At 63.5% G+C, this 19925-nt stretch carries 16 protein-coding genes and 1 pseudogene; 5 read left to right on the forward strand and 12 right to left on the reverse strand.

Features of this window, described 5'->3' with window-relative positions:
- Nucleotides 1-2: 2 nt before the first annotated feature.
- Genes ACSSVC_RS07280 through cpaB form a run of 4 tightly spaced genes read right to left on the reverse strand, consistent with a single transcriptional unit; the run spans nucleotide 3 to nucleotide 4678 of the window.
- Complete coding sequence (locus tag ACSSVC_RS07280; protein ID WP_346636292.1) at nucleotides 3-1283, reverse strand: TadA family conjugal transfer-associated ATPase; 1281 nt, start codon at nucleotides 1281-1283, stop codon at nucleotides 3-5.
- On the reverse strand, nucleotides 1280-2473 hold the full coding sequence (locus tag ACSSVC_RS07285; RefSeq protein ID WP_346636291.1) for a CpaE/TadZ family protein: 1194 nt from the start codon (nucleotides 2471-2473) through the stop codon (nucleotides 1280-1282). Before ACSSVC_RS07285 ends, ACSSVC_RS07280 begins: the two co-directional genes overlap by 4 nt.
- Nucleotides 2470-3723 (reverse strand): type II and III secretion system protein family protein, encoded by a 1254-nt coding sequence (locus ACSSVC_RS07290; RefSeq protein WP_346636290.1) that lies wholly within the window; start codon nucleotides 3721-3723, stop codon nucleotides 2470-2472. Before ACSSVC_RS07290 ends, ACSSVC_RS07285 begins: the two co-directional genes overlap by 4 nt.
- Before the next feature lie 19 nt (nucleotides 3724-3742).
- Entirely contained in the window at nucleotides 3743-4678 is a 936-nt protein-coding gene (gene cpaB / locus ACSSVC_RS07295) for a Flp pilus assembly protein CpaB (protein WP_404938170.1), read from the reverse strand.
- Nucleotides 4679-5008: 330 nt separating this feature from the next.
- Here cpaB and ACSSVC_RS07300 point away from each other — a divergent pair, with 330 nt between their 5' ends.
- The 3 genes from ACSSVC_RS07300 to ACSSVC_RS07310 are packed head-to-tail and all read left to right on the forward strand — an operon-like array spanning nucleotide 5009 to nucleotide 5950.
- Nucleotides 5009-5215 (forward strand): Flp family type IVb pilin, encoded by a 207-nt coding sequence (locus tag ACSSVC_RS07300; protein ID WP_346636288.1) that lies wholly within the window; start codon nucleotides 5009-5011, stop codon nucleotides 5213-5215.
- Between the two features lie 57 nt (nucleotides 5216-5272).
- Nucleotides 5273-5479, forward strand: coding sequence for a Flp family type IVb pilin (locus ACSSVC_RS07305; RefSeq protein ID WP_346636287.1), 207 nt, complete (start codon nucleotides 5273-5275; stop codon nucleotides 5477-5479).
- Nucleotides 5480-5536: 57 nt separating this feature from the next.
- On the forward strand, nucleotides 5537-5950 hold the full coding sequence (locus tag ACSSVC_RS07310; protein ID WP_346636286.1) for a response regulator: 414 nt from the start codon (nucleotides 5537-5539) through the stop codon (nucleotides 5948-5950).
- Between the two features lie 161 nt (nucleotides 5951-6111).
- Here the strand turns inward: ACSSVC_RS07310 and ACSSVC_RS07315 are convergent, their stop codons facing one another.
- The 4 genes from ACSSVC_RS07315 to ACSSVC_RS07330 all read right to left on the reverse strand — a co-directional run bounded on the left by ACSSVC_RS07315 (nucleotide 6112) and on the right by ACSSVC_RS07330 (nucleotide 12254).
- Nucleotides 6112-7788 (reverse strand): ShlB/FhaC/HecB family hemolysin secretion/activation protein, encoded by a 1677-nt coding sequence (locus ACSSVC_RS07315; protein WP_346636285.1) that lies wholly within the window; start codon nucleotides 7786-7788, stop codon nucleotides 6112-6114.
- A gap of 192 nt (nucleotides 7789-7980) precedes the next feature.
- Entirely contained in the window at nucleotides 7981-9513 is a 1533-nt protein-coding gene (locus ACSSVC_RS07320) for a collagen-like triple helix repeat-containing protein (RefSeq protein ID WP_346636284.1), read from the reverse strand.
- Between the two features lie 531 nt (nucleotides 9514-10044).
- A complete protein-coding gene (locus ACSSVC_RS07325) occupies nucleotides 10045-10899 on the reverse strand; it encodes a MaoC family dehydratase (RefSeq protein ID WP_492612119.1) in 855 nt (284 codons plus the stop codon).
- Nucleotides 10900-10901: 2 nt separating this feature from the next.
- Entirely contained in the window at nucleotides 10902-12254 is a 1353-nt protein-coding gene (locus ACSSVC_RS07330; RefSeq protein WP_346636282.1) for a 3-oxoacyl-ACP reductase, read from the reverse strand.
- Between the two features lie 133 nt (nucleotides 12255-12387).
- Here ACSSVC_RS07330 and ACSSVC_RS07335 point away from each other — a divergent pair, with 133 nt between their 5' ends.
- On the forward strand, nucleotides 12388-13665 hold the full coding sequence (locus ACSSVC_RS07335; protein WP_346636281.1) for an acetyl-CoA C-acetyltransferase: 1278 nt from the start codon (nucleotides 12388-12390) through the stop codon (nucleotides 13663-13665).
- 84 nt (nucleotides 13666-13749) lie between these two features.
- Here ACSSVC_RS07335 and ACSSVC_RS07340 read toward each other — a convergent pair whose 3' ends face one another.
- Both ACSSVC_RS07340 and ACSSVC_RS07345 read right to left on the reverse strand, forming a co-directional pair.
- A complete protein-coding gene (locus ACSSVC_RS07340) occupies nucleotides 13750-14517 on the reverse strand; it encodes a methyl-accepting chemotaxis protein (protein WP_404939905.1) in 768 nt (255 codons plus the stop codon).
- 90 nt (nucleotides 14518-14607) lie between these two features.
- Nucleotides 14608-15696, reverse strand: a pseudogene (locus tag ACSSVC_RS07345) (cache domain-containing protein); the annotation flags it as partial.
- Between the two features lie 456 nt (nucleotides 15697-16152).
- On the opposite strand from ACSSVC_RS07345, the gene ACSSVC_RS07350 reads away from it, so the two are divergent.
- Complete coding sequence (locus ACSSVC_RS07350; protein WP_346636279.1) at nucleotides 16153-17049, forward strand: PA4780 family RIO1-like protein kinase; 897 nt, start codon at nucleotides 16153-16155, stop codon at nucleotides 17047-17049.
- Nucleotides 17050-17096: 47 nt separating this feature from the next.
- On the opposite strand, the gene cueR is transcribed toward ACSSVC_RS07350, so the two are convergent.
- Nucleotides 17097-17501, reverse strand: a complete 405-nt coding sequence (gene cueR / locus ACSSVC_RS07355) for a Cu(I)-responsive transcriptional regulator (protein ID WP_346636278.1) — start codon at nucleotides 17499-17501, stop codon at nucleotides 17097-17099.
- Complete coding sequence (locus ACSSVC_RS07360) at nucleotides 17498-19894, reverse strand: heavy metal translocating P-type ATPase (protein ID WP_346636277.1); 2397 nt, start codon at nucleotides 19892-19894, stop codon at nucleotides 17498-17500. Before ACSSVC_RS07360 ends, cueR begins: the two co-directional genes overlap by 4 nt.
- Nucleotides 19895-19925 lie beyond the last annotated feature (31 nt).

A 19925-nucleotide genomic window follows, 5' to 3' on the forward strand; every position in this document is an offset into this window, starting at 1 on the left:
GTTCAATTGACGCCCAGCCCGCTCTCGCGGCGCAGTTTGTCCCCTGCCGGATTCAGTGCCTCGCGCAAGAAGCCGAAGCCCAAGCCGTTGCGGCGATCCAGGCGGAACAGGGTATTGGTGACATAGATGTCATCGCGAATGCCCACCACCTCCACCACTTCGCTGACGCAGCGCCGGCCATCGGGCAGACGGGTCAACTGGATCACCACATCCAGGGCCGCGCAGATCATCTGCCGCAAGGTGCGCTCGGCGATCTGGCGACCTGTCAGGCCTACCAGGGTTTCCAGGCGCAGCAGCGCATCCTGGGCGTTGTTGGCGTGCACGGTACTCATGGAACCATCGTGGCCGGTGTTCATCGCGGTCAGCACATCCAGCACCTCCACGCCACGGATCTCACCGAGGATGATCCGGTCCGGGCGCATCCGCAGGGCGTTGCGAATCAGGTCGCTGGCCTTGACCTCGCCATGGCCCTCGGCATTGGGCGGACGGGTTTCCAGGCGCACCACATGGGGGTGTCCCAGTTGCAGTTCGGCCACGTCTTCGATGGTCACCAGCCGCTCGTGGGGATTGATCAACTGACTGAGGATGTTCAGCAGGGTGGTCTTGCCGGTGCCGGTGCCGCCGCTGATCAGGATGTTGCAGCGTTTGCCCACGGCCTCCTGGAGGAACTCGAAGATCGCCAGGTCGATGGTCTGCATGGCGATCAGGTCGCTGCTCTTGAGCATGTCCTTGCGAAATTTGCGAATCGACAGGCAGGGGCCGTCCAGGGCGATGGGCGGGATGATTGCGTTGACCCGGCTGCCGTCCGGCAGCCGCGCATCGACCATGGGCGAGGACTCGTCGAGGCGTCGGCCAAGGGGCGCGAGAATCCGCTGCATGACCCGCTCCACATGGTGGGCGTCGATAAAGCGCAGGTCGCTCTGGTGCAATACACCGTCACGCTCGACGAATACCCGGTGCGGACCGTTGACCAGGATTTCAGTCACCGCCGGGTCGCGCAGCAGCACTTCCAGGGGGCCGAAGCCGGTCAGCTCATCAACGATTTCCTCCGCCAGGCGCTCCATCTCGTAGCGCGAAATCGCCAGGTGCATGCGCGCGATGTACTCCGCCACTTTATCGGTGACGAACTGCGCAAGGTTCTGCCGTGAGCTTTCCAGCAGGTTCTTTCCCGACTCTTCGATGGCATCGATGATGTAGCGATGCAGTACCAGCTTCAGCCCTTCGTGATCGCTGTTACCCAGGGTCGCGCGGGCTGGGGCACCAAACAGTTTTTCGCCGCTCATCTGCCCCCCATGATCCGGTTGAGCCAGCCGGCTTTGGGCTTGGGCAGGCCTTCGGAACGTTTGGCCAGGCGCTCGCCCAGGGTACGCAGGCTTTGCGTCAGGGCTTCGCGTGGGGCCAGTTCGAACAGGGTGACGCCCTGGTTCTTGGCATTCAGGCGAATCTCCGGGCTGTAGGCCAGCACCGCAATCACCTCCAGGCCAAAGGTCTTGCCCAGGGTCTCGGAGTCTGGTGCGACGGCGCGCAGGTAACGGTCCACCAGCAAGCGCGCGTGATCGAGCTTCAAGCCCTTTTCGCGCCAATGGTTGAGCACCGCCAGGTTGCGCCGGCAGTCGAGCACGTTCTGGTCGGTGCACCAGATCAGCTTGTCGCAATGACTGACGAAGGTGCGCAGGGCCTCGCTGTCCGGCTGCCCGACCAGGTTCACCACGATGTGCTGGAAGTGCTGGCGCAAGGCACTGAGCAGCATGTACAGCTCGGCCGCGCTGGTGTGTTCCAGGGGCTCGTCGTGGGGGGCATAGGCGAGGATGCGCAAGCCGGCCTCGGCACTGGTGAAGGCGCTGTCGATCAGGGTTGTATCCAGGCGTCGCAAGTGCCGCAGGGCGTCGCCAAAGTGGAAGGAGCTTTCCAGCCCCAGCAAGGCCAGGCTGTCGCCCCGGGGCAGACCGAGGTCCAGCAATAGGGTCTGCTGACCGCTCTTCTGCACCACCAGCGCCAGGTGCCCGGCCAGGAGTGCGCCATCCCCGTCGCCCTGGACGCCGTAGAGCACGGTCAGGCCGCCCAGATGGGTGTTGGGCGTCACGGCCGGCAGGCGCTTGCTCAAGCGTCTGACCAGGCCGGCGACTTCGCTGGAGCGCGAGCCGTAGGCGACAAAATCCCGCGCCCCGGCGCGCATGGCGTTGAGCACCAACTGGTTGTCCATGCCATCGCCGAGGGCAACGATCGCCAGCATCGGCTTGGCTTCCAGGGCCCCTTCGATCAGCGCGGCCTGGGCCACTACATGCTCGCGGTCGAGGCCGACGAACACCAGATTGGCGAAGGTCACGTCCACCAGTGCCAGCAACTCGTCGAGGCTGCCATCGGCCCCCACTACCTGGCCCAGGGGCGCCAGAGCCCCTTGCAGCCACTCAAGGTCGGTGCTGTTGCGGGTGATGGCAAGAAAGGTCTGGCTCAGGCTCTGGCTCTGGCTCATTGCGATAGCCCGCTGCGCTTGTCGAAGTTGCCGTTCTCGAGGAAGAACATGCGATAGAAGTTCGGGTCGTAGCTGCGCAAGCGCTCACCGGGCAAGGCCGGCAGCTTGGCGTCGGCGGCCAGGGGCTGGACCAGGTGCGGAGTGACCACCATCAGCAGCTCGCGCTCCTCGCGATTGATCGTCGAGTCGCGGAAGAACGCACCCAGTACCGGGATGTCCCCCAGCCCGGGAAACTTGTTCACCTGGGAACTGTTGCGGGAGCTGATCAGGCCGCTGATGACGAAGCTTTCGCCATCGGCCAGGGAGATGCTGGTATCGGTACGGCGGATGGTCAGGGCGGGCACTTGGGTCCCGGCGATGGTCACAGCGTTGCTGTAGTCCAGCTCGCTGACCTCCGGGGCCACTTTTAGCGAGATGCGACCGCTGTCGACAATGGTGGGGGTCAGGGTCAGGCGGATACCGAATTCCTTGTACTCGATGGTCACGCTATTGCTGCCGGTGCTGGGCACCGGAATAGGGATTTCGCCACCGGCAAGGAAGCTTGCGCTCTGGCCGCTGAGGGCCACCAGCGACGGCCGGGCCAGGGTGTAGGCGAAGCCGCTGCCTTCCAGGGCGTTGATCAGCGTCAGCACCCGCCCGTTGCCGAAGCCGATATTGAAGGTGCCGTTGTCCAGGGGGATGTTGGTGCGCCGGCCACCGAAGGTCGGGGTGACGCTGCCGGAGGTGCCACTGCTGACAGGAGCGGTGTTGGGGGAACCGAACAGGAAGTTGTGCCCGCGGCCGAAGATCGAGGTACTGGCCTCCTTGAGCTTGGTGCGGCTGACCTCGACGAAGCGGATGTCGGTCTGTACCTGGCTGGGCAGCAACGGATCATCGCTGATTGGCAAGCGGCTGGTGGTCATGTCGGCAGTGGCCCGGCCGCGGACGAATACCATGCTCTTGCGCGGAGTGCTGGAGCAGGAGGTCCAGACCATCAGGCTAGTGGCGCCAGGGGCCATGCCGGTGAGGAGAAAGGCCTTGTTGCCGTTGGCGTGGACATCGGCGACTTTCGGATCGCCCACCGCCAGCCGGGTGATGGTCACCGGGGACTGCAGTTCCTGCTGCAAACCTTCGCCGACTTCCAGCACTGTCGGCAACGGCGCCAGGCTCGAGCAGCCCGGCACTGGAGCAGCCAGGGCCTGGTTCCAGAGCAACTGGCCCAGGCTCAGGGTCAACAGTGTGGTGAACAGCGGCATGGAACGACTGCGCATGTAGTGCATCCTTGCTCAATCAGGGAGTTTGTTGAGAGACCTGGTTACCTCGGATGACCTCCACCGCCGATCGTGGTGCGCCACCGTGGGCGACCGGACTACGGGGAGCGTTGCCGAGGGCCAGTTGAGTGAACTGGAACAGGTTGCTGTTGGCGGCATCGAGGTGGCCGATGGCGTCCTCGTTGCCCGCCCAGTAATGGGCCAGGCGCTGTTCCTCGCTGCTACGCACGGCCAGTCGCAGCACACCGACCTGGGTGGCGAGCATCAGCCGGCTCAAGAGCTGCTCGGGAACGGCCAGGACCACAGTACGGGCGGCGATCCGGCGCTGGTCCTGCTTGAGCTTCTCCTCGTTGCTTACGGCAGGGGCAGCGGGCTGTCCGTCATTGGTCAGTCCCAGTTGTTCGCCTACCGCCAGGACCCGCATGGCGGGCACCGCAATCTGTGCCGATTGCTGTGGATTGGTGGTGTCCTGGCGCAGGAACAGCAGCACGTCGACATAGTCCCCGGGGCTTAGTTGTCCGGCGGCGCCGATCACTTCATCCACCGCTACCGCCAGGGCTCGCTCATCGCTGCGAATCATCCGTGCCAGGGCGCCACCGGACTCGAAACTCTGGGCGTTGAGCCAGGTGCCGGCGCTCAGTTGCCGCCAGGGCGTACGCCCCACCGCCTGATCAATGGCATTGAGGCTGCCGGCCGGCGCGGTGCGCAGTTTTTCCAGCGCCAGATCCGCGGCGGTGAGGGGAACGAAAGGTGGTACATCGTGCACCAGTACCACCACGGGTTGGCGGGTCTGGTCCTCGGCGTTGCTGGTGGCTTGTTCGACGACAGGTGGGGCCACCGGTTGAGTCGGTGGAGCCGGTTCGGGTTGACGGCTGAGGACCAGGCCCCAGTAACCGAAAAACACCGCACCCAGCAGTAGAAGTCCAGCCAGACCCATGGTGACGCGACTGTTCATGAAGGCTCTCCCTATCCTGCTGCACTACCAGCCCGTGATTCCAAACGAGTTAATTTCGCAATCAGGCAGCTATGAACATGCAACTATTTCGCTATGTGAAGGTAGTAGAGCTAGGACGAAATGCCATTAACTCGTCGAAAAATAGCTAACAAAGGTATGAGTTACCCAACTGGAGGAGTTTTTTTGGCGCCAACCTTCCAATTAATACTTAGTGATTAATCAGTTCTTACAGTTGCTGGGCTGGGCTTTGTTGACAATGCTCAACTTGCACCGGGGAACTTTGTTCCGGTGCGCTTGCATCGGCGCCGTCTGGCGCATAGGAGAACTAGGATGATCCTTCAATATTTGTGGCTCAGGGCGCGCCTGTTTTTTGACCGTACCGATGGCGCTTCCGCGATCGAGTACGCGATTGTGGTGGCTATGGTTGCGGTTGTGGTGGTGGCGTTCGTGACCCCTCTGGGTAATCGGGTACTGGCCATTTTCAACAACGTTCTGGTTGCCTTGGGAGGAGCCGTGGTTACTCGCCCCACTCCGTGAATCAGCGCGCGAGTGCTTAGCCGGCTGTTGCGGCGTTCGATAAATCGGAGGTGCTTCATGCTGATTGAATACCTACTGCTTCGCGCTCGTCTGTTTCTGGCCCGGACACACGGTGCGTCGGCCATCGAGTACGCGATAGTGGTTGCCATGGTAGCGGTTGTCGTAGTGGTGTTCGTGACGCCGATGGGCGATCGGGTCTTGGCCATTTTCAACAATATTCTCGTTGCCATGGGAGGTGCCACGGTTACCCGACCCACGCCTTGAGGCCGGCAATTACTCTTGCTGTGAAGGCCGTCGGACAGTCAGCTCAAGGTAATGTCGATGAATATTGCTTCCCCCCAACGCCAGCAACTGCTTCTGGTGGACGATGAAGAAGACGCGCTGCTGGAGCTCACCGAGTTGCTGGAAGGTGAGGGCTTCTGTTGTTTCACCGCAACCTCGGTGAAGCTGGCGTTGGAGCACCTCACTCGCCATCCGGACATTGCGCTGGTCATTACTGACCTGCGTATGCCGGAGGAGAGTGGCCTGTCTTTGATCAAGCGCCTGCGCGAACACACCTCGCGGCAGCATTTGCCGGTCATCGTCATGTCCGGCCATGCCGATATGGATGACGTCAGCGATCTGTTGCGCCTGCAGGTACTGGATCTGTTCCGCAAACCTATCTATCACGTGCGCCTGCTGGAAACCCTCAACAATCTGTTTCCTCAACCCCGGCTGCATATAGTCGGTCCCTGATCGCCCCCTGTCGGCTCGGGCTGACGCTCATCGAGTGGTCAGGACGCGGGCAGCGCTTTTTTTGAACAACACTCAAGCACCTGATCGCGGAGCCCTCTGCGAGAGGTGTCGTGCGGGCAAAAAAAGGCCTGCCGCTGGGCAGGCCTCGGTCACACCACTGTTCAGAGTTGATAACTGAAGCTCAGGGTGTAGCGCGGACGGCGGTTGTAGGTGTCCAGGGCTTCATCGGACATGGGCTTGGCTGCCTCCAGAGCGATGTTGTAGTGCTTGGCGTCGCCGAAGCGCAGGCCCACAGCGGCTGATGACAGGTTACTGCCCCTGACCGGCAACTGGTTGAACCAGGTCTTGGAGCGGTCCAGCACGACGTAGGGTTGCAGTACCCGGACCCAGGGGCCCTCACGATGGAAGCTGTAGTTCACCTCATAGGCCACGCCCCAACCCTTGTCCCCAGTGGCCTGGTCATCGGGATAACCCCGCGCGAAGTTCTGCCCGCCGAAACTGGCCCGTTCACTGTCGGGCAGGTTGTCGTCGCTCCAGTAGAGGGCCGCGGAAAGCACCCCCTGCCAATTGTCGAAGAAACGGTCGCTCTGTACCCCCGCCACCCGCAGGCGGAAGAAATCCAGGTCGTAGAGCTCGTTGTTGGTCTTGGCCCCCATGCTGTCCAGGCCCCGGTAGATACCGGCGCTGAGAATCCGCAGTTGGCGCGGATCGGACTTGCTCCAGTCACCCTCCAGCGCCAGGGCGCGGATATCGGTTTTCTCTTCCAGGGTCAGGGGGCTGTTGCTCACCCGATAGCGGGTCTTGTCGTTCACCGCATACAGGCGCGTACCGGCGGTAAGCATCTCATTGGGCGAGGCGATGAAGGGGTGGCTGACACCGATGGAGAAACGGTCGTTCTCGCGATGGGGCTCAAGCTCCAGGCCATTGGCCAATTGCACGTTGCTTCGCGGATCACTGCGGTAGCGTGCACCGTAGAGGCTCAGTTGCGTGCCCTCGGAACCCAGCAACTGGCTGTAGTCCAGGCGGTAGTAGTGTTCCTTGTCCTTGCCCGGGGGAAACAGTCCGCTGAGGCTGAGCTGTTCGCCCCAGGCCGTTTGCGAGCTGCTGGTAATGCCCACCAGGGCCTGCAGGCCGTTGCGGTTGTCGTCGGTGCTGTTGAGGGTGGTGCTGATGGGCTTGCGGCTGGCCACGGCCACCAGTTGCGTCGCACCGTCGGTGGTTCCCGGTGGCGGCACCACCGCTTGCAGGGTCACACCCGGTACCCGGCTCATCAGCGTGGTATAGCGTTCGAAGGTTTTGCGGGTCAGCGGGCGTTCGGCCTTTAGCTTGCTCACCAGCTTGTCCAGGTAGGTGGCCACCGGGCCGATGTCGCCCTGCAACTGGTAGTCCCTGATATAGCCTTCCACCAGCACCACCCGCAGGACACCCTGGTCGAAGTTCTGCTGCGGCATGAAGGCGTAGGACAGCAGGTAGCCGTCGTTCTGGTAGCGTCGGGTGATCTCACGAGTGGCTTCGATCAATTGAGCGAAGCTGGTTTCATGGCCGATCAATGGCTGGTAGATCGCCGCCAACTCCTCAAGCGGGTAGACCGTGCCGCCCTCGATCTGTACCTGGCGCACCGTGACCTTGGTGCCCATCATCAGCGGCTGCTGCCCTTGAGGGGCGACGGGTTGCTCGGGCATCTGCAACTGCGGTGTGGCCGGGCGATAGGCGTCCACCGGCAGGTTGGGTTGGGGGAGGTTGGTAATGCTGTCGTTGCTGTTGAGAAAACGGGGAAGGGAGTCGGCGTAAGCGGAGGTACAGCATCCAATCAACAACAAACTGGCCAACGTGCGCATAGGACACTCCATGGTCAAGCCGCAGCGATGCTAAAAGTCCTCATTCCATGCACCGTTCAGGGTCTGAGCCATGATCGGGTGCTGGATTGTCATGCTCTGGATAAACAAAAAGGCGAGAGACTCATCTGAATCCCTCGCCCTCAACCAAGCGTAGGCGCTGTAGGTAAGGCCGTCGAATCGGCCAGGTGCAAATTATTTTTTGCTGCCGCCCAGGGCGCCGGTCAAACCACCCAGCACACCACCCAGGCCACCGTTGAGACCCGCTCCTGCGGAAGCGCTGCCACTGGCGCTGGCGCCGACCCCGAGCCCACCGAGCAAGCCGCCGCTGGGGGCAGTGCCACCGTTGACCAGACCGCCCACCGAGGCCACGGTGCTGCCCACTGCGCCGAGGGTGCCGCCCAGGGCGCCGCCGACCTGATTGCCGCCCGTGCTGCCGGCTACGGTAGTGCCCACATTGCTCACAGCCCCGCCCACTTGGCCCAGCAGACCGCTGACCGGGCCACCCAGACCGCTGGCTGCGCCCACTTGCTGGGTCAGGCCGGAGACCGAACTGGTGATCGGATTCAACGCCGAGCCAAGGTTCACACCGACACTGGCCAGAGGAGCGGTGACCACCAGGTTGGGAGTGCCTGGGCCGCCCAAGGCGCCGCCCACCGAAGCGATCAGGCCGCCCACTGCACCGCCAGCGGCACTCCCTGTGCTGACAGTGCCATTGGTGTTGCCGGTATTGATGCCGTTGCCGAGGTTGGCCACTGCACCGCCTACGACTTCCAGCAAGCCGGTGCCGCCCAAGCCAGTACCACCGCCGGTGCTGCCACCGCTTCCGGTGCCGCTCCCGGACTTGCCGACGTAGCCACCCGCGCTGTTTACAGCGCCGCTGGCATTGCTCAGGGCATTGCCCAACAGGTCGGTCACAGGGTTGCCATCACCGGTATCACTGACCTTCTCGCCGGTATCATCCACAGCATCGGTCACCCCTTTGATCAGACCCTTGACCGGAGCGCCGAGGCCGGTGCTGCTGCCGACTTTGCCGGTCAGGCCTTCTGCCATGCTCACTACCGGTACCAGTACCTTGTCACCCACGCCGTCGGTCAGGGTGCCTACCGGCCCGCTGCTGGTAACGGTACTCAAGGTGTTGCCCAGCATGGTTACCCGGGTGCCGACACCGCTGAGTACCGGGGCCACCCTGGTCACCACGCCACCGACTACCGGAACGCTTTGGGTGGTCGCCGCCAGTTGCCCGCTGAGATCTTTGACTCCGGTGCCCACATCGCCGACCACGTTGCCGACGGTGGCGGTGGTCTTGCTCAGGGCCTTGGGATCGCTGCCCAGTTTGCCGAGGCCGTTGGTCAAGCCTTCACCAACGGTGTCCACTACATTGCCGGTAGTGTTGACGGCACTGCGGGCCAGGCTGCCTACCACCGGAACCGCCGCCAGGGAGTCGCCCAGGGCAGTGACACCGTCGCCGACACCGCTCACGGTAGTGCCCACGCCGGACACCACGTCCGCAGTCACCAGGGTGCTGGTCGTGCCACCTGTTCCGCCTCCGGTGCCTCCGCCGGTACCACCACCTGTTCCGCCACCAGTACCACCGCCAGCAGTGGTTGGAGATGAGCTGCTACCGCCACTCTTATGGCCGCCACCGCCGCCGCTGCAGCCTGCCAGGCTGAGGGTCAGGATCATGGCCAGTGCTGTACATGCTTTCCATCCGAATTGAGTTTTCATGAGAGGTATCCCTTGCACCTGTTACAACGTTCGTTGTTTTCGACAGCTCTCCAGTTCTGTGCTGAAGATGCCTTCGTCCGTTGTCTACATAAAAGGCGCAAGCGACTATTTGAACAATTATGAACTTGGTATTAATGACTTGTGTTCTTGGGGTTTTGTTTCTCTATAAGCAACTAGTTTAAAAGTATTGGCTGTGGGTTTGTGTTTTTATAAGTTATTGTTAGTTAAGGGGTTATTGTGTGAGGTTGGAGTGTTCTCCTTGGGGTTTAAACTAAAGTTGTATATATACAATTAATAGGTTTTATTTTGCTTTCTAGGCAGCGGGCGACAACTGCCGGGACTTTCTTAGTTGGTGTCGAGGGCTTTCAATTCTGCGCAAGCCGATACTGCGCGAGCGAATGGCTGTTGGAGCCTGTGATGCCTGGTCCCATCGGGTGGCTGTTGTGCCTGCCGTTTTTCGCTGGGGACTTTCTGGCCCGGCAAGCCGGAATCCACGCTCAGTTAGCCAAGCAGGTCGGGGTTGATGACGTCTCAGGCGATGGGCTGCCAGCGACCCTGCATATGTTGCAGATCGCCGTTGCCCAGTAGCAGGAGTTCGCCACTGGACCCAGCGGCGCTGGCCAGCAAGCGGACGGTCCCCGGCAGCAGCACGGGCTTCATGAACTGCACCGACACTTCGATATTCGCGGCCGGCAGGTGCTCGCTCAGCGCCGCCAGGGTCATGGCCTTGTTCCACAGACCGTGGGCTATGGCCTGGGGAAAGCCGAACAGACGGGCACTCCAGGCGCTGAGGTGGATAGGGTTGTAGTCACCTGAGACCCTGGCGTAGCGTCGGCCGATGTTGCTTTCGGCCTGCCAGCGGCTCACCTCGTTCAGACCTTCACCCAATGACGGGAGCGGCGCGGCAGGCTCTCCGGGCAACTTGACTGTGCGACAGAGCATCTGACTTTCGGCTTCCCAGAGTGGCCCCAGCAGATCGTCCACGGTGGTCACCAGATCGAACACCGCCCCCTTGGCGTGAGGTTGCAGGTTGTCTACCCGGACGCCGATCCGCACGCTGCTGACGTTGCCCATGGGGCGTAACACTCGAATCCGGTTGGCCAGATGGACCAGCCCCAGCAACGGGAAGGGGAAGTTCTGCGCGGTGAGCAGCTGCATTTGCAGCGCGAAGGCCAGCACATGGGGATAGGTGGCGGGGAGCAGGCCGTTGTCGGCAAAACCGCAGACCTTGCGATAGGCCGCCAGCTGTTTGGGCTCCAGGCTGATCCAGCAGCGCAGCCCGTCTTCGGGCAACTCGGTGCCATGAGGCCGTCGTCTCAGCGCCGCTTTGAGAAACAGCGGCGGCAAGAGTGCAGGCAGGTTCAGTTCATGCCATTGCGTCGTCATCTTCAGGCTCCCAGGACACTTTGGCCACACACCCGCAAGGCTTGCCCGCTGACCGCGCCACTGCCCGGCTGGCCGAGCCAGGCCACGGCCTCGGCGACGTCCTGAGGCAGCCCGCCCTGGCCCAGGGAACTCATGCGGCGTCCGGCTTCGCGCAAGGCGAAGGGCACCTTGGCGGTCATCTGGGTCTCGATGAAGCCTGGCGCCACGGCGTTGATGCTGATGCCCCGGGCCTTGAGCACGGGTGCCCAGGCCTGGGCCAGGCCGATCAGCCCGGCCTTGCTGGCGGCGTAGTTGGTCTGCCCACGGTTGCCGGCGATGCCGCTGATGGAGGCCAGCAAAATCACGCGTCCGTGATCGTGCAGTAGGCCGCTGTCCAGCAGGGCCTGGGTCAGCACCTGAGGGGCATTGAGGTTCACCGCCAGCACCGCGTCCCAGAACTCCGCGGTCATGTTGGCCAGGGTCTTGTCCCGGGTGATCCCGGCGTTGTGCACCAGGATGTCGATACCGTCGGGCAGTTGCTCGAGCAACTGGGCCGGGGCGTCCTCGGCGCAGATATCCAGGCCGATGGCGCGTCCGCCGAGACGGGCGGCCAGGGCTTCCAGATCGGCCTTGGCCTGGGGCACATCCAGCAACAGCACCTGAGCGCCGTCCCGAGCCAGGGTTTCGGCGATGGCCGCGCCAATGCCTCGGGCCGCGCCGGTGACCAGGGCCTTGCGCCCGGCCAGTGGTCGACTCCAGTCCTGGACCTGGCTGGCACAGGGCTGCAAGTGGATCACCTGCCCGGAAACATAGGCACTCTTGGGCGAGAGAAAAAATCGCAGGGCGCCTTCCAGCTGCTCTTCGGCGCCTTCGGCCACATACAGCAGTTGCAGGGTGGCGCCGTCGCGCAACTCCTTGGCCAGGGAGCGACTGAAGCCCTCCAGGGCGCGCTGGGCACTGGCGGCAAAGGGCTCTGCCAGGGTTTGCGGAGCACGTCCGAGGATCAGCAGATGGGCGCTGGATTCAAGGCTTCGCAACAGCGGCTGGAAGAACTCCCGCAGTTGCTTGAGCTGGTCGGTATGCAGCAGTTCGCTGGCATCGAAGACCACTGCCTTGAGCTTGGGCCCGTGGCCGGGAATCCAGGGCGTGGCCAGGGCCGGATCGGTGCCGTAGCTGTAGACCGAGTCGGTCAGGCGCGGTGCCAGGGCGCTCACCTGTTGGGCCATGGCGCCGCCACCGATCAACAGGGCGCCTTCGATGGGCCGCAGACGGCCGGCCTGCCAGCGCTCCAGACGTACCGGTGACGGCAGGCCAAAGGCCCCGACCAGGCGCTGGCCGATGGACGAATTGGCGAAGTCGATATAACGGTCGGACATGGAACGCACTCCGCAGGCTGGGGTTCAAAGTGTGGACCACGAATGGCCCCGAGTCGTTCGATCTGCGAGAAGCCTCCTACGCTAGTGGGGGACGTACTCACCGAAGTCGCACTCAAAGAATAGGGAGCTTTCCATGACACAGCTGCGCCGCGTCGCGATTATCGGCGGTAACCGCATTCCCTTCGCCCGCTCCAACGGCCCGTATGCCACGGCCAGCAACCAGGCCATGCTCACGGCCGCCCTGGAGGGGCTGATCGAGCGTTACCAGCTCCATGGCCTGCGCCTTGGCGAAGTAGCGGCGGGGGCGGTGCTCAAGCATTCGCGGGACTTCAACCTGACCCGGGAATGCGTGCTGGGTTCGCGGCTGTCGCCCACTACCCCGGCCTATGACATCCAGCAAGCCTGCGGCACCGGCCTGGAAGCGGCCTTGCTGGTGGCCAACAAGATTGCCCTGGGGCAGATCGACTGCGGCATCGCCGGTGGCGTCGACACCACCTCGGATGCGCCGATCGGGGTCAACGAAGGGTTGCGGCAGATCCTGTTGCAGGCCAATCGGGCCAAGAGTACCGGTGACAAGCTGAAGATCCTGCTGCAGTTGCGGCCCCATCACCTCAAGCCGGAACTGCCGCGCAACGGTGAGCCGCGCACCGGCCTGTCCATGGGCGAACACTGCGAGCAGATGGCCAAGACCTGGAGTATTCCCCGTGGCGAACAGGACCAACTGGCCCTGGAAAGCCACCAGAAGATGGCCGCCGCCTATGCCGAAGGCTGGCACGACGACTTGCTCACGCCCTTCCTCGGCCTGACCCGGGACAACAATCTGCGCCCGGACCTGACCCTGGAAAAGCTCGCCAGCCTCAAGCCCGCCTTCGATCGCAGTGCTGCGGGCACCCTCACCGCCGGCAACTCCACGCCGCTGACCGACGGGGCCTCCCTGGTGTTGCTGGGCAGTGAGCAATGGGCCCGGGAGCGCGGTCTGCCGATCCTCGCCTACCTGCGCGACGGTGAGGCTGGCGCGGTGGACTTCGTCAATGGAGCCGAGGGGCTGCTGATGGCACCGGTGTATGCCGTGCCGCGCTTGTTGGCGCGCAACGGGCTGAGCCTGCAGGACTTCGACTATTACGAGATCCACGAAGCCTTTGCCGCCCAGGTGTTGTGCACCCTCAAGGCCTGGGAGGATGCGGATTATTGCAAGACCCGCCTGGGCCTCGACGCGCCCCTGGGGCCCATCGATCGCGCGCGGCTCAACGTCAAAGGCAGCTCCCTGGCGGCGGGACACCCCTTTGCCGCCACCGGTGGACGGATTGTCGCCAACCTGGCCAAGTTGCTGAGTGTGGCGGGGCAGGGGCGCGGGCTGATTTCCATCTGTGCGGCCGGGGGCCAGGGCGTGACGGCGATCATCGAACGCTGAGGTTCGTGGCATTCGCCGGCAAGCCGGTTCCTACAGAGAAATACCTCAAACCCGTAGGGGCCCGGCTGGCCGGCGAAAGGGTCCTCAAGTCTTGAAGCGTCGTACCAGGCTGTCCAGCTCATTGGACAGCCCGGCCAGGCTCTGGGAGTCCAGGCGCGCCGCGTTGGCCAGTTCCGCCACCAATTGCGCATCGCCATGGATCTGGCTGATGTGCCGGTTGATGTCTTCCGCCACTTGATGCTGCTCCTCGGCGGCGGTGGCGATCTGGGTGTTCATGTCGCGGATCACGTCCACCGACTCGCGGATCTGTCCGAAGCTGTTGCGCGCCAGGCCGATGCGGTTCACCGACTGCTGGGACACTTCCAGGCTGGCGTGCATCTGCTGGGTCACGGCGCTGGTGCGCTTGGCCAGGTTGCCCAGCAGCCCGTCGATCTCGGCGGTGGAATCGGCGGTGCGCTTGGCCAGGGCGCGGACTTCGTCGGCCACCACGGCAAACCCACGGCCCTGTTCACCGGCCCGGGCCGCCTCGATGGCGGCGTTGAGGGCCAGCAGGTTGGTCTGCTCGGCGATGGAGCGGATGGTGCCGAGAATCGACTGGATGTCGTTGCTGTCGCGTTCCAGTTGTTGCATCGATTGTGCCGACTGCTCGATCTCCTGGCTCAGGCGGTCGACGCTGTGTACCGCGTCGTCGATCTGCTGCTGGCCTTCCTGGGCCTGACGCTGGCCACTGTCCGCCGATTCGGCGGCCTGGCTGCAGGAGCGGGCCACTTCGTTGGCCGTGGCAACCATTTCGTGGAAGGCCGTGGACACCATGTCCACCGCTTCGCGCTGGCGTCCGGCGGCTTCGGCCATGTCGCTGGAAACCTGGGTCGAGGAATGGGAGGTGGCGAGAATCTTCTGTGCCGCCTGGCCGATGTGCTGGATCAGGCTGCGGATCGCCGCGAGGAACTGGTTGAACCAGTTGGCCAGTTGCGCGGTTTCATCGCTGCCACGGATATTCAGGTTGCGGGTCAGGTCGCCTTCGCCCTGGGCGATGCCTTCCAGGCCACTGGCGACACTGCGGATCGGGCGCACGATGAGGCTGGCGAAGCTGGCTCCGAATACTGCGAACAGCACGGCCAGGACCCCGGCGATCACGGCGATGATCCAGGTCAGTTGGGTGGCCGAGCCCATGACTTCGCTCTGCTTGATCAGGCCGATGAAGGTCCAGCCCAGTTGTTCGGAAGGCCAGACGTTGGCCATGTAGTGCTCGCCACCCAGCTCAACCTGCACCAGGCCCTTGCCGGTCTTGGCCAGTTGCGCATAACCATCGCCGAGGCTGCCCAGGGCCTTGAAGTTATGTTCCGGTTGTTTGGGGTCCACCAGCACCGTGCCGTTGTTTTCCATCAGCATCAGGTAACCGGATTCGCCCAGCTTGATCTGCTTGACGATTTCGGTGAGTTGCTTGAGCGACACGTCGACCGCGACCACCCCGCCTTGAGGGCCCAACTGGTTGGACAGGGAGCGTACGGTGCTGACCAGCACCGCATCGTCGCTGGCCCAGTAATAGGCGTCGGTGCGCAGGGTCTTGCCTGGGTTGGCCAGGGCGGTTTTGTACCAGGGGCGTACACGAGGGTCGTAGTTGGCGAGCTTCAGGTCGGCGGGCCAAGAGACGTAACCGCCGTTGCTCACGCCATAGGACACATAGGAATACGCGGGATGGCTGGCGGCCATGGCGGCGAACAGCTCGAAAATGCGTTTGTCCTGCTCGCCTTCCGGGACCTTCGCGGCATCGGCGCTCATCCAGGTCTTGAGGTCGCCGCCGGCCTGGGTCAGCAAAGGTTGGGCCGCCAGGTAGTCGATGTTCTGGCTGATGCCTTCGAAAAACAGTTGCATGGCGTTGGCCACTTGGCGGATCTCGCGACCGCTGCCGTCGACAAAGGTGTTTTCGGCATCGCTGCGCAGGTTGATCACCACCAGCGTGGCCACCAGCACCACGGGCAGGCAGGCAATGACGGCGAAGGCCCAGGTGAGTTTCTGTTTGATATTCATCCGCGCTCCAGATTTTCTTGTATGACCACGAAGTGCAGGCGACTCGCGGATTATTGGCAGCTTGAAGGGTGGCGCTGATTGCAGTCCCTGAGGCAGAAGTCGAGCAGGCAGCGATCGAACCTTGGCCGGCGGCTGACGTCTTCATTGGATTGTCGGACAAAATCCTTTTGTCTCTGATGACTTCGGCTGGGACGGCGGAAAATTGAGCCGCTGGGAGAAAAAACCTCCTTGCAGACGCCAAGGGCGTGAGACGGATGGCGGCAATCTCTCAAGCCTTGGCGGGCGTTGTTCGCTGGCCGCTCGGCTATGATCTTCGGCGGCGGGGCTTCAGGGATCTGGCACATTGAGTGCATTGCTGTCGTCCGGCGCTCGGCAGCCCTTTCCCGTGGTGGGAGGATTGCCGTATAACGAGTGACTTTCGCGTGTTTGGTAATAAGGGACCCACAATAAAAGCTGATGAAGACTCCAAAACGCATTGAACCCCTGATCGAAGACGGTCTGGTAGACGAGGTGCTGCGCCCACTCATGAGTGGTAAAGAGGCAGCTGTGTATGTGGTGCGCTGCGGCAACGAGCTACGTTGCGCCAAGGTCTACAAGGAGGCGAACAAACGCAGTTTCCGTCAGGCGGCGGAATATCAGGAAGGGCGCAAGGTTCGCAACAGCCGACAGGCGCGGGCCATGGCCAAGGGCTCGAAGTTTGGCCGCAAGGAAACCGAGGACGCCTGGCAGAACGCCGAAGTGGCGGCCTTGTTCCGTCTGGCCAATGCCGGGGTGCGGGTGCCCAAGCCGTTCGACTTCCTCGAAGGCGTGCTGCTGATGGAGTTGGTGGCCGACGAATACGGCGACGCGGCGCCACGGCTCAACGATGTGGTGCTGGAACCGGACCAGGCTCGTGAATATCACGCTTTCCTGATTTCCCAGATCGTCCTGATGTTGTGTACCGGTCTGGTGCACGGTGACCTTTCCGAGTTCAACGTGCTGCTGACGCCGGACGGTCCGGTGATCATCGACCTGCCCCAGGCGGTGGATGCCGCTGGCAACAACCATGCGTTCAGCATGCTGGAGCGGGACGTGGGCAACATGGCGTCCTACTTCGGGCGTTTTGCCCCGGAGCTCAAGCACACCCGTTATGCCAAGGAAATGTGGGCCTTGTACGAGGCCGGCATCTTGCATCCGGGCAGTGTGCTGACCGGCGAGTTCGACGACCCCGAAGAACTGGCGGATGTTGGCAGCGTGATCCGCGAGATCGAAGCGGCACGTCTCGACGAGGAGCGTCGTCAGGCAGTGCGGGCGGCGGACGATGCACCGCCAGGCAAGTCCGAAGAACCACCGCCTCCGCCCTGGATGCAGTGATGGAATAAAAAAATCCGGCCGAGGCCGGATTTTTCATGCCCGCGATTTCAGCCTTCGCAGCAACTGCCGGACGCCAGTTCCTTGAGGATCGGGCAGTCCGGGCGGTGGTCGCCGTGGCAGTGCTCCACCAGGTCCTGCAGGGTGTCGCGCAGTCCGGCCAGTTCGCGGATCTTCTGGTTGAGCTCATCGATGTGCTGGCGCGCCAGGGCCTTCACATCGGCGCTGGCTCGTTGCCGGTCCTGCCACAGGGTCAACAGCTTGCCCACTTCTTCCAGGGAAAAGCCCAGGTCCCTGGAGCGCTTGATGAACGCCAGGCTGTGCAGGTCGTCGTCGCCGTACAGACGATAGCCGCTGTCACTGCGATGGGCCGGCTTGAGCAGGCCGATGGACTCGTAGTAACGGATCATCTTGGCGCTCAGGCCGCTCTTTCGGGCTGCTTGGCCGATGTTCATTCGGCGTTCTCCAGGTCTTTGGGTTTCCAGGTTTTCAACAGTAGTGCATTGCTTACCACGCTGACGCTGGACAGGGCCATGGCCGCGCCGGCCAGCACCGGGTTGAGCAGGCCGAACGCAGCCAGGGGAATGCCGATCAGGTTGTAGACGAAGGCCCAGAACAGGTTCTGGCGGATCTTCGCATAGGTCTTGCGGCTGATTTCCAGGGCCGCCGGAATCAACCGTGGATCGCCGCGCATCAGGGTGATGCCCGCCGCGTGCATGGCCACGTCGGTGCCGCCGCCCATGGCAATGCCGATGTCGGCCGCCGCCAGGGCCGGGGCGTCGTTGATGCCGTCGCCGACCATGGCCACCACGCCGGTCTTTTTCAGTGCCGTCACCGTGGCGGCCTTGTCCGCCGGCAGTACTTCGGCATGCACATCGTCGATGCCCAGGGCATCGGCCACGACCTTGGCGCTGCCACGGTTGTCGCCGGTCAGCAGATGGCTGCTGATATGCCGCGCGCGCAGTTGCTGTACCGCTTGCAAGGCGCCGGGCTTGAGGGTGTCGCCGAAGGCGAACAGGCCCAGTACCCGGGATTGCGGGCTCTGCTCGATCAGCCAGGACAGGGTCCGGCCCTCGTGTTCCCAATCCTTGGCCGCCTGGGCCAGGCTGCCCGGGTTCAGGCCGCATTCCTCCAGCAGGCGACGGTTGCCCAGGGCCAGTTGGCGGCCGTCCAGGGTGCCGGCGATGCCGCGCCCGGTCAGGGACTGGCTGGCGCTGACATCGGCCACGGGCAGTTGGCGTTCCTGGCACAGGTCCAGCACCGCCTTGGCCAGGGGATGCTCGCTACCGCGCTGCAGAGCGCCGGCCAGTTGCAGTACCGCGTTTTCGTCGCCTTCCAGGGCCTGCATGTGGGCGATGCGCGGCGTGCCGGAAGTCAGGGTGCCGGTCTTGTCGAAGACCACCGAGCTGACTTCGTGGGCCCGCTCCAGGGCTTCGGCGTCCTTGATCAGAATGCCGTGGCGGGCGGCCACGCCGGTGCCGGCCATGATCGCAGTGGGGGTGGCCAGGCCCAGGGCGCAAGGGCAGGCGATCACCAGCACGGCCACGGCGTTGATCACTGCAGTTTCCAGGGGCGCGCCGTACAGCCACCAGCCCACCAGGGTGATCAGCGCCAGCACCAGTACGGTGGGCACGAATACCTGGCTGACCTTGTCCACCAGCTTCTGGATCGGTGCCTTGCCGGCCTGGGCGTCTTCCACCAGGCGAATGATCCGCGCCAGCACGGTTTCCGCACCCAGGGCCAGGGTGCGCACCAACAGGCGGCCTTCGCCGTTGATGGCGCCGCCGGTGACTTTATCCCCGGGCTGCTTGGGCACCGGCAGGCTTTCACCGCTGATCAGTGCCTCGTCGGCATGGCTCTGGCCTTCGATGACTTCACCGTCCACCGGAAAGCGCTCACCAGGCTTGACCAGCACCAGGTCGTTCAGGCGCAGGGCGCTGATGGCCACATCCTGCTCGCGGCCGTCGATCACCTGGATCGCCCGCTCCGGGCGCAGGGCTTCCAGGGCGCGGATGGCGCTGGCGGTCTGGCGCTTGGCCCGGCTCTCCAGGTATTTGCCCAGCAGCACCAGGGCGATCACCACGGCCGAGGCTTCGAAGTACAGGTGCGGCATGCTGCCGGCGGCGGCCGTGGCCCATTCATACAGGCTCAGGCCATAGCCGGCGCTGGTGCCCAGGGCCACCAGCAGGTCCATGTTGCCGCTGCCGGCGCGCACGGCTTTCCAGGCCGCCACGTAGAAACGCGCACCGAAGATGAACTGCACCGGGGTGGCCAGGGCGAACTGGGCCCAGGCCGGGAGCATCCAGTGCAGGCCAAAGGGTTGCACCAGCATCGGCAGCACCAGGGGCAGGGCCAGGAGGATCGCCAGGACCAGGCTCCAGCGTTCGCGGCGCAGGTTCTGCTGCTGATCATTACCGTGCTTGTGTTCGGCCTGCCACAGGCTGGCGGAGTAGCCGGCCTGGGTCACGGCATTGATGAGGAGCGCCGGATCGACCTGGCCCAGCAGCTCGAGGTGAGCCCGTTCCGTGGCCAGGTTGACGCTGGCGCTGCGGACGCCTTGAACCTTGTTCAAGGCGCGTTCTACGCGACCGGCACAGGTGGCGCAGGTCATGCCGCCGATGGTCAATTCAATGGACTGCACCGGCACGCTGTAACCGGCATTTTCCACCGCTTCCAGCAGGGCCGGCAGACTGTCACCGGGGGCTTCGATCCGGGCCTGCTCCGTGGCCAGGTTGACGCTTACCGTACGTATACCGGCGACCTTGCCCAAGGCTCGCTCCACACGACCGGCGCAACTGGCGCAGGTCATGCCGGCAATCGGCAGGTCGAAGGTGGTTGATTCAGGCATGGCTGACACTCCCTGTAAATGTTGCCTACAG

The sequence above is a fragment of the Pseudomonas sp. E1BtOHC1 genome (genome assembly GCF_058744285.1).

Coding starts and splice junctions, on each gene's coding strand:
- ACSSVC_RS07280 (WP_346636292.1), bottom strand. CDS start 1,283: ATGAGCGGCGAAAAACTGTTTGGTGCCCCAGCCCGCGCGACCCTGGGT.
- ACSSVC_RS07285 (WP_346636291.1), bottom strand. CDS start 2,473: ATGAGCCAGAGCCAGAGCCTGAGCCAGACCTTTCTTGCCATCACCCGC.
- ACSSVC_RS07290 (WP_346636290.1), bottom strand. CDS start 3,723: ATGCGCAGTCGTTCCATGCCGCTGTTCACCACACTGTTGACCCTGAGC.
- cpaB (WP_404938170.1), bottom strand. CDS start 4,678: ATGAACAGTCGCGTCACCATGGGTCTGGCTGGACTTCTACTGCTGGGT.
- ACSSVC_RS07300 (WP_346636288.1), top strand. CDS start 5,009: ATGATCCTTCAATATTTGTGGCTCAGGGCGCGCCTGTTTTTTGACCGT.
- ACSSVC_RS07305 (WP_346636287.1), top strand. CDS start 5,273: ATGCTGATTGAATACCTACTGCTTCGCGCTCGTCTGTTTCTGGCCCGG.
- ACSSVC_RS07310 (WP_346636286.1), top strand. CDS start 5,537: ATGAATATTGCTTCCCCCCAACGCCAGCAACTGCTTCTGGTGGACGAT.
- ACSSVC_RS07315 (WP_346636285.1), bottom strand. CDS start 7,788: ATGCGCACGTTGGCCAGTTTGTTGTTGATTGGATGCTGTACCTCCGCT.
- ACSSVC_RS07320 (WP_346636284.1), bottom strand. CDS start 9,513: ATGAAAACTCAATTCGGATGGAAAGCATGTACAGCACTGGCCATGATC.
- ACSSVC_RS07325 (WP_492612119.1), bottom strand. CDS start 10,899: ATGACGACGCAATGGCATGAACTGAACCTGCCTGCACTCTTGCCGCCG.
- ACSSVC_RS07330 (WP_346636282.1), bottom strand. CDS start 12,254: ATGTCCGACCGTTATATCGACTTCGCCAATTCGTCCATCGGCCAGCGC.
- ACSSVC_RS07335 (WP_346636281.1), top strand. CDS start 12,388: ATGACACAGCTGCGCCGCGTCGCGATTATCGGCGGTAACCGCATTCCC.
- ACSSVC_RS07340 (WP_404939905.1), bottom strand. CDS start 14,517: ATGGCCGAAGCCGCCGGACGCCAGCGCGAAGCGGTGGACATGGTGTCC.
- ACSSVC_RS07350 (WP_346636279.1), top strand. CDS start 16,153: ATGAAGACTCCAAAACGCATTGAACCCCTGATCGAAGACGGTCTGGTA.
- cueR (WP_346636278.1), bottom strand. CDS start 17,501: ATGAACATCGGCCAAGCAGCCCGAAAGAGCGGCCTGAGCGCCAAGATG.
- ACSSVC_RS07360 (WP_346636277.1), bottom strand. CDS start 19,894: ATGCCTGAATCAACCACCTTCGACCTGCCGATTGCCGGCATGACCTGC.